At 64.9% G+C, this 12,695-nt stretch carries 12 protein-coding genes; 3 read left to right on the plus strand and 9 right to left on the minus strand.

All coding sequences use genetic code 11. The features are described 5' to 3' along the window. Positions 1-19: 19 nt before the first annotated feature. Entirely contained in the window at positions 20-907 is an 888-nt protein-coding gene (locus tag ACFT1A_RS17470) for a TIGR01777 family oxidoreductase (protein WP_378447988.1), read from the minus strand. A gap of 120 nt (positions 908-1,027) precedes the next feature. After that, positions 1,028-2,785: a 2-oxoglutarate dehydrogenase, E2 component, dihydrolipoamide succinyltransferase gene (sucB, locus tag ACFT1A_RS17475; RefSeq protein WP_378447989.1), complete on the minus strand. Its 1,758-nt coding sequence runs from the start codon at positions 2,783-2,785 to the stop codon at positions 1,028-1,030. A 364-nt stretch (positions 2,786-3,149) separates the two neighbouring features. On the opposite strand from sucB, the gene ACFT1A_RS17480 reads away from it, so the two are divergent. After that, on the plus strand, positions 3,150-3,500 hold the full coding sequence (locus ACFT1A_RS17480) for a hypothetical protein (RefSeq protein WP_003941713.1): 351 nt from the start codon (positions 3,150-3,152) through the stop codon (positions 3,498-3,500). A 55-nt stretch (positions 3,501-3,555) separates the two neighbouring features. On the opposite strand, the gene ACFT1A_RS17485 is transcribed toward ACFT1A_RS17480, so the two are convergent. Further along, entirely contained in the window at positions 3,556-5,073 is a 1,518-nt protein-coding gene (locus ACFT1A_RS17485; protein ID WP_378447990.1) for a leucyl aminopeptidase, read from the minus strand. A 158-nt stretch (positions 5,074-5,231) separates the two neighbouring features. Between ACFT1A_RS17485 and gcvT the strand changes: the two genes are divergently transcribed. Then, a complete protein-coding gene (gene gcvT, locus ACFT1A_RS17490; RefSeq protein WP_378447991.1) occupies positions 5,232-6,332 on the plus strand; it encodes a glycine cleavage system aminomethyltransferase GcvT in 1,101 nt (366 codons plus the stop codon). 32 nt (positions 6,333-6,364) lie between these two features. Further along, complete coding sequence (locus ACFT1A_RS17495; protein ID WP_378447992.1) at positions 6,365-7,468, plus strand: branched-chain amino acid aminotransferase; 1,104 nt, start codon at positions 6,365-6,367, stop codon at positions 7,466-7,468. On the opposite strand, the gene ACFT1A_RS17500 is transcribed toward ACFT1A_RS17495, so the two are convergent. From ACFT1A_RS17500 to ACFT1A_RS17525, 6 genes are all read right to left on the minus strand, one after another. After that, positions 7,462-8,298, minus strand: coding sequence for a dienelactone hydrolase family protein (locus ACFT1A_RS17500; RefSeq protein WP_378447993.1), 837 nt, complete (start codon positions 8,296-8,298; stop codon positions 7,462-7,464). The two genes, ACFT1A_RS17495 and ACFT1A_RS17500, sit on opposite strands and share 7 nt — an antisense overlap. Before the next feature lie 112 nt (positions 8,299-8,410). Further along, entirely contained in the window at positions 8,411-9,385 is a 975-nt protein-coding gene (locus ACFT1A_RS17505) for a GlxA family transcriptional regulator (protein ID WP_378447994.1), read from the minus strand. 9 nt (positions 9,386-9,394) lie between these two features. Then, positions 9,395-10,162: an adenosylcobinamide-GDP ribazoletransferase gene (locus ACFT1A_RS17510; RefSeq protein ID WP_378447995.1), complete on the minus strand. Its 768-nt coding sequence runs from the start codon at positions 10,160-10,162 to the stop codon at positions 9,395-9,397. Positions 10,163-10,164: 2 nt separating this feature from the next. Next, positions 10,165-11,223 carry a nicotinate-nucleotide--dimethylbenzimidazole phosphoribosyltransferase gene (gene cobT / locus ACFT1A_RS17515; RefSeq protein ID WP_378448043.1) on the minus strand — a complete coding sequence of 353 codons (1,059 nt, stop codon included), beginning with the start codon at positions 11,221-11,223 and terminating at the stop codon, positions 10,165-10,167. A gap of 122 nt (positions 11,224-11,345) precedes the next feature. Beyond that, the gene (cobU, locus tag ACFT1A_RS17520; protein ID WP_378447996.1) at positions 11,346-11,933 is read right to left on the minus strand and encodes a bifunctional adenosylcobinamide kinase/adenosylcobinamide-phosphate guanylyltransferase; all 588 of its coding nucleotides are present in this window, start codon (positions 11,931-11,933) and stop codon (positions 11,346-11,348) included. 2 nt (positions 11,934-11,935) lie between these two features. Then, a complete protein-coding gene (locus tag ACFT1A_RS17525) occupies positions 11,936-12,592 on the minus strand; it encodes a DUF3043 domain-containing protein (protein ID WP_007730051.1) in 657 nt (218 codons plus the stop codon). Between the last annotated feature and the right edge of the window lie 103 nt (positions 12,593-12,695).

Genomic DNA, 12,695 nt, shown 5'->3' on the forward strand with positions numbered 1-12,695 from the left:
ATTACGCCCGACTTCGGACTCAACCCAGTGCGGCCGCCAGCGCTTCGCCGATTGTGTTGTGGCGGAAGGAGAATCCCGCCTTTTCCAAAGCTGCGGGAATGGCGCGCTGGCCACCGAGGATGCCGCTCTTGGCGAATTCGCCGATCAAGGCTTCGAGGGCGAACCCGGGCACGATCCACGGCGCCGGGCGGTGAACTGCGCGGGACATGGCGTCGTTGAACTGGGCGTTGGTGACAGGCGCCGGACCGGTCAGGTTGACGGGGCCGGAGAGTTCGGGATTGGTGAGTGCGAACTTGATCGCGTTGCACTCGTCTTCGAGTGAGATCCACGGAAAGTACTGACGACCGTTGCCCAGTCGCCCACCGAGGCCGAACGAATAGATTCGCCGCAGTCGACCGAGCATGCCGCCGTGGGGTGAAATCACGACGCCGGAGCGCAGATTGACGACGCGAGCACCCGCCCTGCGCGCGGGCTCGGTGGCAAGCTCCCAGTCTCGACACGTCGTGGCGAGAAAGTCGGTGCCTGCCGGCGAATCCTCGTCGACGATCTTGTCGCCGGTGTCGCCGTAATAGCCGACGGCGCTGGCGTTGGCGAGGACGGGAACCTTCTGGCTCGCGACAGCTTCGGCCAAGACATCGGTGGCAACTATGCGGCTGTCACGGATCGCTTGCTTGTAGGAACCCGACCACCGTTTGTCGCCGATGCCGACACCACAAAGGTTCACGACGGCGTCAGCGCCTTGCAGGACGGAGAGGTCCAGACGGTCGTGGTCCGGGTCCCAACGCGATTCGTCGGGTCCAGCGGTCGACCGTCGAACCAGACGCACCACGTCGTGGTTGTCGGAGCGCAACGATGACACCAAGGCCGTTCCGATCAAACCGGACGAGCCGGCGATGACTACTCGCATTCGGAAAGCCTCCTTCGATTCAGACTGCTTCGGTATCCGACCCTATCTATCCGACCGTACTGAAAAAGCCGGGGCGCCACCTCCTGATGGAGATGACGCCCCGGCTGGAAGAGCAGTTGCTTACAGGCCCAGATCAGCTTCGAACGAGGCTTCTTCCAACCGCTGCTTCACAGTGGTGAGGAATCGGCCGGCGTCGGCGCCGTCGACGAGACGGTGATCGTAGGTCAGCGGCAAGTAGATCATCGAACGAACGCCGATGGACTCGTTGCCGTTCTCGTCGGTGACCACCATCGGACGCTTGACAATAGCGCCGGTTCCGAGCATGGCCGCCTGCGGCGGTACCAGGATCGGGGTGTCGAACAGCGCGCCCTGGCTGCCGATGTTGGTGATGGTGAAGGTGCCACCCGAGAGCTCGTCCGGCTTCAGGCCACCCGAGCGTGCACGCTTGGCAATGTCGGCGATGGCGCGGGCCAAGCCGGCCAGGCCGAGATCGCCGGCGTTGTGGATGACGGGGGAGAGCAAGCCCTGATCGGTGTCCACTGCGATGCCGAGGTGCTCGGCGTCGTAGTAGGTGATCTGCTTGGCAGCTTCGTCGTAGCTGGCGTTGATGTTCGGGTGCGACTTCAGTGCCTCGACGACTGCCTTGGCGAAGAACGGGAGGAACGTCAGGTTGACGCCTTCGCGCTCGATGAAGCCGGCCTTGGCGCGGGCCCGCAGGGCGACGATCTTGGTGACGTCGACCTCGAAGGTCTGCGTGAGCTGAGCGGTGTTCTGCAGCGACTCGCGCGTCTTGGTGGCCGTGATCTGCCGAATACGGTTGGCCTTCTGCGTGGTTCCGCGCAGGTGTGCCAGTTCCGGTCGGACGCCTGCAGCTGCGGAGGCAGCCGGTGCGGATGCGGGAGCTGCAGCAGCAGGAGCAGCTGCTGCGGGTGCCTTCTTGGCCTCCGCAGCGGCGAGCACATCCTGCTTGCGGATGCGGCCGCCGACGCCGGTGCCGGTGACGGTGGCGAGGTCGACGCCGTTGTCCGTTGCGAGCTTGCGCACGAGCGGGGTGACGTACGGGCTGCTGTCACCCGAAGCTGCGGGTGCAGCCGCCGGTGCGGGAGCCGCAGCGGGCTTCGGTGCGGGTGCGGCCGCAGGCTTGGGTGCCTCAGCCTTCGGGGCCTCAGCCTTGGGTGCTTCGGCCTTCGGGGCCTCGGCCTTGGGAGCGGGCGGTGCTGCGGGCGCGGCGGGAGCAGCCTTGGGTGCCGGAGCCGCGGCGGGTGCGCCGGATCCGACGACGGCCAGCTGGCCACCGATCTCGACGGTGTCGTCTTCCTGCGCATTGATCTCGAGCAGGATTCCGGCGACGGGCGACGGGATTTCGGTGTCGACCTTGTCGGTCGAGACTTCGAGCAGCGCCTCGTCGACGGCAACTTCGTCGCCGACGGCCTTGAGCCAGCGGGTGACGGTGCCTTCGGTGACGGACTCGCCGAGGGCGGGCATCGTCACGGCGGTACCTTCAGCGGAACCGCCGGAAGCAGCGGGTGCCTCGGCGGCGGGAGCTTCCTCGACGGGTGCCTCGGCAGCCGGAGTTTCCTCGGCGGGAGCTTCTTCTGCGGCCGGGGCGGGTGCCTCTGCCGCGGGAGCTGCGGCTTCGCCGGCTTCACCGATCTGGGCGAGCTCGCCACCGATTTCCACGGTGTCGTCTTCCTGCGCGACGATCTTGGTCAGGACGCCGGCGACGGGAGACGGAATCTCGGTGTCGACCTTGTCCGTGGAGACTTCGAGCAAGGGTTCGTCGACTTCGACCGTGTCTCCTTCCTGCTTGAGCCACCGTGTGACAGTTCCCTCGGTGACGCTCTCACCTAGGGCTGGCATCTGGACGGAGAAGGCCATGTCTTTTGACTCCTCGACAGTTGTGTTCGGGTTGTTGAATTTTGTCGACTTGTGGTCGTAATGCATTGTGCTCGAGTGGCGCGCGACGTGCGGCTACTTGTAGCTATTTTGCCGATGTCGACGCGCGGGCGCGGCGTCACCGTCGTTCATCTTTCCATTGATACGCCGGGCGTGTCCGATGAGGGGGATGCCGTCCGTTTCGGGTGTGTCGGCTACTGGTGAGTAGGTATGCGTCGGGGGTCTGGCTGTAACGTCGTAAGCGGACCAAACGGTATGTCGTGCGCAGGCAGAACGGACATCGCCTGGCAAACTTGACATATCGCCGGGGTGCATCCGCGGCGTCGGTACCGAGGAGAGTACGACCGTGGGACTGTTCGATCGTTTCAAGCGTCCGCCGAGTGCGGCTCAGGCCGCAGCGCAAAGTGATGCGGATCATCTGGCGAACTGGGCGCACTCACACGAGGGCGTCGAGGCGTACGTGGAACCTCAGACGACGGTGACGGAGGTGACCGTCGTCCTCGTCGCGAAGGACGGGGAGTGGACTCGTCGTCGCGTCGGCGGCGAACGCGGTGCCCGCAAATTGGGACAGGATTTGAAGATCCCGGTCTACGACGTCCGAAAAACGGGATATCCGCAGCGTATGCGTGATCACGACGAGCGTAAGCGCATCGAACGCAAGCGGGCGCGCGAGCAGGAATTGCGCGACGGCGCCTGAACTGCTGTGCGCCTTTATTAACCGCGGGGGGTTAATAAAGGCGCACAGCAAGGGGTCAGCCGTTGACCGCAATGTCCTCCAGGACAGAGATCATCGTGCGTACCGGAACTCCGGTGCCGCCCTTGCCGGTGTAACCCCACGGTCCTGACGTGTTGTACGCCGGACCCGCGACGTCGATGTGCGCCCACTGGACACCCTCGGGAACGAATTCCTTGAGGTAATGAGCTGCGACCAGCATGCCGCCCCAGCGGTGCGGGGTGACATTGGCCATGTCGGCGACCTTGGAGTCGAGATCTCCACGCAGTTCCTCGGGCAGCGGCATGGCCCAGCCGTTCTCGCCGACGCTCTGCGAGATGGATGCGACGCGGTCACGGAACTCGTCCGTGCCCATGACGCCGGGCGTGCGGTTGCCGAGCGCCACCATCTGCGCACCGGTCAGGGTGGCGGTGTCGATCATGTAGTCGGGGTTGTCCTCACCCGCGCGGACCATCGCGTCGGCAAGGATCAAACGGCCCTCGGCGTCCGTGTTGACGACCTCGATGGTGATTCCGCCGTACTGGGTCAACACGTCGCCGGGACGCTGCGCGGTCGCCGACGGCATGTTCTCGGCCATCGGTACGTATGCGACGACGTTGACGGGCAGGCCGAGCTTGGCGGCAAGCACGACGGTGGAGATGACGGCTGCGGCGCCGCCCATGTCCGAGGTCATGTTCTCCATCCCGGCGGCGGGCTTGATGGAGATTCCGCCGGTGTCGAAGGTGATGCCCTTACCCACCAGTGCGACCTTGCGGGCGCCACGCTTCTTGGACGCGTATTCGAGGCGGACGAGACGCGGCTGGCGTGACGAGCCCTTGCCGACGCCGATGATTCCGCCGTAGCCACCCTTCTCGAGTGCCTTCTCGTCGAGAACCTGGACGCTGAGCCCGGCCTCGACGCCCAGTGCCTTGGCACGCGCGGCGAACTCGGCAGGGTAGAGGTGGCTCGGGGGAGTGTTGACGAACTCGCGTGCGGTGGCGACGGCCTCGGCGATGGCAGCCGACCGTGCCAACGTTGCCTTGGTTTCCTTGGCGCGCGGCGACGGCACCAGAAGTTCGACGCGCGCGAGTGGCTGCGAATCAGGTCCGGGAGCCGTCATGGACGACTTGAATTCGGTGAAGCTGTACGCGCCCAACGCAAATCCCTCGGCGGTTGCACCGAGATCGAGGATCGAGAGCGTGGTTGCGACGGTGTCGATGCCGGACAGCGAGCGAGCTGCGGCGCCGGCGGACTTGCGGATCTGCTCACTGCCGAGCTTGTCGGCGGAGCCGAGTCCGACGGCGAGGACGCTGGTGACCGACAGTTCGCTCGGTGCCGGGACACGAGTGAGCTGCTCGGGCTTGCCCGTGGCGCCGACGGCGATGAGGCTGTCGAGGATCTCGGCGAGCACGTCTTCGGCGACGATGCCTTCGCTGAGTGCGATTTCGGGGCCGTCCGGACCCGACGTCAGACCGACGACCAATATCTCTGCGCGCTTGGCGACTGTGCCGGCGAGAACGAGGTCGGGTCCCAACGATCGGGCTGTGCGAGTGCTCAAGGTGTCTCCTGTGAGGTGAGTGTGCGATGCGTCCGGTTCTGGCGGACGCCTGAGTCGATGTTAGGCCCTTTGCAGTTTGCGGACGGGCGATCGTCACGGCCAGGTGAGCTCTCACTGCGGACATGTTTCGATCGGCGAAGTCCGATAGGTTGTGGGCCATGACCGACGAACAACTGTTGCAGGGCCCGATCCACCCCGTCCACGTCGAACTCGGCGCGACGTTCGCGCCGTTCGGGGGGTGGCAGATGCCGGTTTCGTATGCGGGCGTCGTGGCCGAACACACCTCTGTGCGTGAGAATGTCGGACTCTTCGACGTCAGTCACCTCGGCAAGGCCGTCGTGCGTGGGGCGGGCGCCGCGGAATTCGTGAACTCCGCACTCACCAACGATCTGAACAAGATCGGACCGGGTAAGGCTCAGTACACGTTGTGCTGCAACGAGTCCGGTGGCGTCATCGACGACCTCATCGCGTACTACGTCAGCGACGACGAGATCTTCCTCGTCCCGAACGCAGCCAATACCGCGGACGTTGTTGCGGCTCTGGTCGCTGTAGCACCGGACGGAATCACCATCGAGGATCAGCATCGTGCCTACGGTGTGCTGGCGGTGCAGGGTCCTAAATCGGTGGCGGTTCTGACGGCTCTCGGGCTTCCCACCGAGATCGAGTACATGGCGTACGAAGATGCGGAATGGAACGGGGTGCCTGTTCGTGTGTGCCGCAGCGGTTACACCGGTGAGGTCGGCTACGAACTCCTGCCGCGGTGGGAGGACAGTGAGCCGTTGTTCCGCGCGCTTCTCGAGGCAGTCCGCGCCGAGGGTGGGCAGGCCGCCGGGCTCGGAGCCCGCGACACTCTTCGTACCGAGATGGGCTATCCGCTGCACGGGCACGAGCTTTCGCTCGAGATTTCCCCGCTCGAAGCGCGCTGCGGATGGGCGATCGGTTGGAAGAAGCCGACATTCTGGGGCAAAGAGACCCTGACCGACGAGAAGGCCGCCGGTCCGGCCCGCAAACTCTGGGGGATCAAGGCTCTCGACCGCGGTGTGCTGCGGGCCGGCCTCGGTGTTCTGCGTGACGGCGAGGCAATCGGCGAGACCACCTCGGGGACGTTCTCACCGTCGCTCAAAGTGGGAATTGCGTTGGCGCTCCTGGATTCCGGCGCCAATATCGCAGCCGGTGACGAGATCGAAGTCGACGTCCGTGGTCGTGCTCTTCGGTGCGTCGTGGTGTCTCCTCCGTTCGTGGAGACCAACACCAAGTAGAGAGCTTTTTCACGTTCGATAGGATTGCGCCCATGACAGGTGCCGCCGATTTCGTTCGTGTTCAGAGCTCGTCCCCGAAGTCCGACGCCGAGCGCCGTGACATTTTGGCGGCGCCCGGCTTCGGGCGGCACTTCACCGACCACATGGTCTCGATCGACTACACCGCGGGCAAGGGCTGGCACGACGCCCAGGTGTTGCCGTACGGAAACATCGAGCTCGATCCGGCCGCAATGGTTTTGCACTACGGACAGGCCATCTTCGAGGGCCTCAAGGCATACCGTCAGCCGGGTGGCGAGATCAGTTCGTTCCGCGTCGAGGCCAACGCCGAGCGTTTCGCAGCATCTGCGCGCCGTCTGGCGATGCCGGAACTGCCGGCACAGATGTTCGTCGATTCCATCACCGAACTGATCGACGTCGATCTCGACTGGGTTCCCGCTGCCGGCGGCGAGGACGCGCTCTACCTCCGTCCGTTCATGTTCTCCACCGAAGCCGGCCTCGGTGTCCGTCCCGCCAACGAGTACCGCTACCTGCTGATCGCATCGCCCGCCGGCGCGTACTTCCCTCGTGGCGTCAAGCCGGTCAGCGTGTGGCTGTCCACCGAATACGTTCGCGCGGCCCCCGGCGGTACCGGCGCGGCCAAGTTCGCCGGCAACTACGCCGCTTCACTCCTCGCCCAGGCGCAAGCCGCCGACGAGGGTTGCGACCAGGTGGTGTGGCTCGACGCCATCGAGCGCACGTACGTCGAGGAAATGGGTGGAATGAACCTGTTCTTCGTCTTCGGCTCCGGTCCCGACGCTCGCCTCGTGACGCCGTCGCTGTCCGGATCGTTGCTGCCCGGCATCACGCGCAACTCGCTGCTCGCGCTCGCCGCCGATTCCGGCTTCTCCGTCGAAGAGCGCAAGATCAGCACCGACGAATGGCGCACCAAGTGCAAGAGCGGTGAAATCACCGAGGTCTTCGCTTGCGGCACAGCAGCAGTCATCACTCCTGTCGGACGAGTCAAGTCCGCCGAGGGCGAGTTCACCATCGCCGACGGCGAGCCGGGTGAAGTGACGATGGCACTGCGCGACACCCTCACGGGTATCCAGCGCGGTACCTTCGCCGACACCCACGGCTGGATGACCAAGCTTCACTGATCGCTGGTTCGTTCCGCGAGCAACCGCTCACGGAAGAACTGCAGAATCTCGTCTCGTGCGACGGTGGTGGGTGATCCGGCCTCGTCGACGAGGTGAGCTGTCACCACGCTGTGTGGATTGGCAATGACGTGTTCGAAGAACGGTGACGTTGCCGCGTTGGCCGCTTCGTCGGGCAGAACCTTCCCGACGAAGCGCTCGCCCAAGGCCGCCCTGTAGGCCGCGAATCGCTGTGCGCGGCAGAACGGGTCGCCTTGAAAGCGGTAGGCAAGCACCGTGAGGTCTTCGGCGTCGAGCCGCGAGCGCACAGCGTCGAGTTCTTCGGGCCCACTGTCGGTTTCGCCTGGTCGATCGAGCGGTAACGACGGTTGGGCGAGAACCGACGCAATGACCGAGGGTTCGAGCATCATCGACAGCGCGAAGTTACCGGTGAAGCACATCCCGATCACGCCGACTCCAGGGCCACCGCACTCCTCGTGGGCCGAAGCGGCGAGTGAACGCAGCCAACGGACCGCTGGACTCGGTTCGTCGGCAGCGAGAGCGCGGAACTCTGCGCTGACGCAGGCTCTCTTGAAAACGGAGACTCCCTCGTCCACTGTGGGCACCGCGCCGTCTAGGCCGAACAGCGACGGAACAAAGACCGTGAAACCGGCGTCGCGCACCCAGCGGGCGAATCGCGCAACATGCGGGCTGATGCCCGGCATTTCCGGCATGACAATTACTGCGGGTCCGGTGCCAGCCACGTACACGGACTTCGACACTGCGTCGATCGTGATGGTTCGCCGGTCGAAGTCTTCGAGCGGATCATCTTTTGTCATGCTTCGGTTCGGCATGCTGGGCCCTCCCAATTGGTCGAAGTTTCTCCTCTGCACAGTCTTTCGGTGCGGGATCAACTACAGAAGAGGGCGGTTCGCCACGTTTGCGGGCGGGCTCGCCACGCGCGACTTATCCGGTGCCGCCGTCGCGGAACCGCTTTCGATAGTCGGCCGGGCTGATTCCGACACGGTCGGCGAACAGTCGACGGAAAGTTCCAGGATCCTGATAACCGATGTGTCCCAAGATCTTTCCGAGTGACCAATCGGTTGATTCCAACAGGCGTTTGGCCTTTCGCACCCGTGCACGCTGTAGGTAGGCGCGCGGCGATTCCCCGGTTTCGTCCTTGAACTTCCGGAGCATAGTTCGGGTGCTGACGCGAAAAGCAGCCGACAGCTGATCCAAGTCGTATGGCTCCGCTATCCGTTCGACCAACCAGCTTCCGACGGCCTCGGCAAACTGTGTGTGCTTCACGGGCAGCATCGAGTCGACAACGTACGGAGATTGACTGGTTCGGTTCTCCGGCGCCAGAGTAATTCTTGCCGTCGTTCGCGCAATCTTGTCGCCGAGATGCTCGCGCACGAGTGCTGTGGCGAGGTCGAGCGCTGCAGTGAACGCCGCAGTGGTGGTGACGCCGTCGTCATCGACGATCAGCGAATCGGTTCGAACCGTCGCATCGGGATATCGACTCGCGAGGTCGGCACCGTACAGCCACGACGTAGTAGCGCGGCGTCCGTCGAGAAGTCCGGCCTCGCCCAGCAGATATGCGCCGACGCAGACTGACGACACACGAACGCCCCGCGCCTCGCAGGCACGGATGAACTCGATTTCTCTGTCCCACAGCGACAAGCGCGTCGCGGGATCTTCGGACGGTACAAGTTCGAACCCCGGCACCACCAGGTGATCGATGTCGTGATGCCCCTCCTGTGCGCCGATCGAAAATCCGCCCGCCGCAACGACGGGCGAGCCGGACGCGGCGATGACCGATACCTCGAAGGGGTCGGTGGACGCTCCATCGGCGACGCGATTGGCGATCAGCAGAAGATCCGTGAAAACGAAGATCTCGGCCGCCAGGCAACCCTCGTACGCCAGGACTCCGACTCGCACGACGTCAGATCACAGTCCGAGAGTGAGGCCGACGGCCGTCAGCGTCACCGTGAGTTCGAGCGCGAATCCGAGAACATCGCCGTTGAGCCCGCCGAATCGCCGGACGCAGTGACGCACACACAGCACACTGATCAGCAGCGCCGACGCGGTGACGAGAGGGCCGAGCCACCACCGGTCGGTGGCAAAGGCAGAAACGGCGATCAGCGGAACCGACCATACGAGTGCGGCCCACAGCGGTTGCGAATCGGCGACGAGCGCACCGAATCCGCTCGGGCTCGACGCGAGAACGCCTCGGCGGCAGGCAAAAACGACGGAGACTCGGCCCGCAGCGACAGCTACGAGGACCGCGATCCACTGCCGGGGGGAGTCGGCAACAGCAAGGACGCCGAAGGAGACCGATTGCAGACCGAGGAAGATGAACAGTGCAGCGACCCCGAAGGGTCCGGCACCACCGCTGCGCATGACCTCGCGGGCGCGCTCCGGTGGACCGTAACAACCCAGTCCGTCGACGGAGTCTGCCAGTCCGTCCACGTGCATCCCGCGGGTTCCGAGAGCGAGTGCGCCGACCGTCAGTAAGCCTGCGAGATAGGGATTGAGGCCGATGCTGGTTGCGCCCCAGAGTAGGAACGTCGCGGCAATGCCGAGAGCGATTCCGGTCAGCGGAGCGGCGGTGATGGCGCGACGCCCGGCAGCGCGATCGATATCGGAGGGACCACGAACCGGGAGGACCGTCAGCCACGAGAAGGCCAGTGGCACACCGGACAGCGGGCCCGCCACGCTCACTCCGCCGTAACGGTTTTGGTCAGGTCGATCGACTCGGGCTCTTCAGCGGGCGCGCTGCCCTGAGTGCTGACACCGGCCTCGGAGAATGTCGCCATCTTGCTCAGGATCGCCACTGCGCCCTGAAGGATCGGGAGCGCGGTGACTGCGCCTGACCCTTCGCCGAGTCGCATGTCGAACTCGACGATCGGTTCGAGACCCATTCGCGTCAACGCGATGGTGTGTGCGGGTTCCGTGGAGCGGTGCCCGGCGACCCACCATTCACGTGCGCCGAAAGCCAGCTCGTCGGCGACCATGGCGGCTGCGGTGACGACGACGCCGTCGAGGATCACCGGCGTACGACGCGACGCTGCCTGGGCCAGGAAGCCGGCCATCGCTGCGAGGTCGGCACCCGAAGACGTGCGCAGCAGCGCGACTGTGTCGCGAACGTGCGGACGAGCGCGTCGGAGAGCATCGCGAATCGCGGCAGTCTTGCGGATCCACCCGGAGTCGTCGATACCGGTACCTCGACCCACGACCGCCACGGGTTCGCTGTCCGTCAGGGCGGCGATGAGCACAGTGGCGGGTGTGGTGTTGCCGATGCCCATGTCGCCGGCGATGAGAAGGTCTGCGCCCCCGTCGATTTCCTCGTCCGCGATCGCTCGGCCGGCAGCGATGGCCTGGAGGGTTTCCTCGTTCGACATGGCGTCTTCGCGGTCGATGGACCCGGAAGACCTGCGTACCTTGTGGTTCGAGACGGCCGGATCGGTATCGCCGTCCACCGCGATGTCGACGACGCGAACGGTGGCGCCGGCAACCTCGGAGAGGACGTTGACTGCCGCGCCGCCCCCGAGGAAGTTGGCGACCATCTGTGCGGTCACTTCCGGGGGATAGGCGGAGACACCGTTGCGGGCGATTCCGTGATCACCGGCGAAGACGACGACGCGAGGTCGAGCGAAAGCATGTGGAGGACAAACTCCTTGGCATGCCGATGCCCAGCCGGCCAGAGCCTCCAGTCGGCCCAGTGAGCCGGCCGGCTTGGTCAGGTCACGCTGACGTGCGTCGGCCTGCGCGCGCACGTCGCGGTCGGGCGGGGTGACAGGTTCGAAGTCGGCGCTACTGGCAGGCGCGACGTCAGGGTTGGATTCTGGGTCGGCAACTGGATTCGCCCCTGAATTGGCCCCTGAATTGGCGTCGGTACTCACATCGTGCCTTCCGGTTGTGCAGCAGTATCTTTCAAGACGAGCGGTAACCCTGCAACCACTAGTACGACACGATCGCACACCGCGGCGATACGAGCGTTGAGAGTGCCGATCTCGTCGCGGAACAATCGTCCTGACCGGGTCTCGGGAATCACGGCCAAACCTACTTCCGGGCTGACCAGTACCAAGGATCCGCGGTAGTTCTCGACGCCGGCGACAAGGCTGTCCGCAGCGGGCGTGATGGTGCCGCGCGGTGCGTCCCAGGCGCTCTGACGGTCCAGTTCCGTGGTCAGCCACGTTCCCAGATCGTCGACCAACGTCGCTGTGTGTGAATCGCTTTCGAGCTGCGCCGCGAGGTCACCTGCATCCGCGGTCTCGACGGTCGACCAGTGAGAAGGCCGTCTGCTCCGGTGCTGATCGATCCGGCTTTCCCAGTCGGCGTCGGAGTTATCGCGCTTCGCTGTCGCCAGGTACCGGATCGGTGCCGAATCTTCGGGTAAGTGGCCTGCACAAACCAAATCCTCGGCGTGCGCGGACTTACCAGACCGCGCGCCGCCGAGGACCAAAGTTCTATACGTGTTCGTCACACTCAGATTGCGTCGCCCGGCCCCACACGAGGCTTCGGTGCGCGCAGCTTACGGATCTGCGACGCGCGAACGAACGCGTACCAGCCGAGCTTGAATCCGCCGTCGGTGCTGTCGGGGAAGCGCTCGGCGACGCGGTTGTTGATCATGCGTCCGAGCCAGATGCCTTCACCGACCATGAAGAGCATCATCACGAGCATTGCCAGCGTGACGATCTGCTGGAGTGCGGGCGTGACGAACATCGTCATGATGAGGATCAATGCGAGCGGCATGAACAGCCCGACGAGGTTGCGGCGAGCATCGATGAAGTCGCGGACGTAGGCGCGAACCGGGCCCTTGTCGCGGGGGAGCAGGTACTTGTCCTCGCCGGCGAGCATGCGGGCGCGGCGGTCTGCCGACGATGCGCGACGCTCGGCGGCTTCGGCCTTGCGGTCCTCCTTGGATCCGCGGGTCGCCTTGCGGCGGGCGCGGGCTTCCTTCGCGGTCAGCGGGGCAGGCGCAACCGGGCCACGCCTCTTCGCCTCGGCGTCACGACGCTTGGGTGTTGGGCGGCCCTTGCCCACCTGCTCGATGGGCGCCTCTTCGGAGGCCGAGGATGCCTCAGTGCCCTCGACGTCACGTTTGTCGGAGTTGTCTGAGTCACCGCGGCGTAGCAATTTCACACCTCCAGGCTATTGGATAAGTGCACGGTCTGGGAAACCGACCTCGGTCTTTCTGAAAATCACAATCGCGCAAGACGCTCAAACGCTCGAGAAACCGAAACAT

The sequence above is a fragment of the Rhodococcus sp. NPDC057135 genome, assembly GCF_042670865.1.
In the GTDB taxonomy this organism is placed as follows: domain Bacteria; phylum Actinomycetota; class Actinomycetes; order Mycobacteriales; family Mycobacteriaceae; genus Rhodococcus_F.

Bases quoted from the DNA above. Each gene is read 5' to 3' on its own strand.
- ACFT1A_RS17495 (WP_378447992.1), top strand. From the start codon at position 6,365: ATGACAGGTGCCGCCGATTTCGTTCGTGTTCAGAGCTCGTCCCCGAAG.
- ACFT1A_RS17470 (WP_378447988.1), bottom strand. From the start codon at position 907: ATGCGAGTAGTCATCGCCGGCTCGTCCGGTTTGATCGGAACGGCCTTG.
- sucB (WP_378447989.1), bottom strand. From the start codon at position 2,785: ATGGCCTTCTCCGTCCAGATGCCAGCCCTAGGTGAGAGCGTCACCGAG.
- ACFT1A_RS17500 (WP_378447993.1), bottom strand. From the start codon at position 8,298: ATGCCGAACCGAAGCATGACAAAAGATGATCCGCTCGAAGACTTCGAC.
- gcvT (WP_378447991.1), top strand. From the start codon at position 5,232: ATGACCGACGAACAACTGTTGCAGGGCCCGATCCACCCCGTCCACGTC.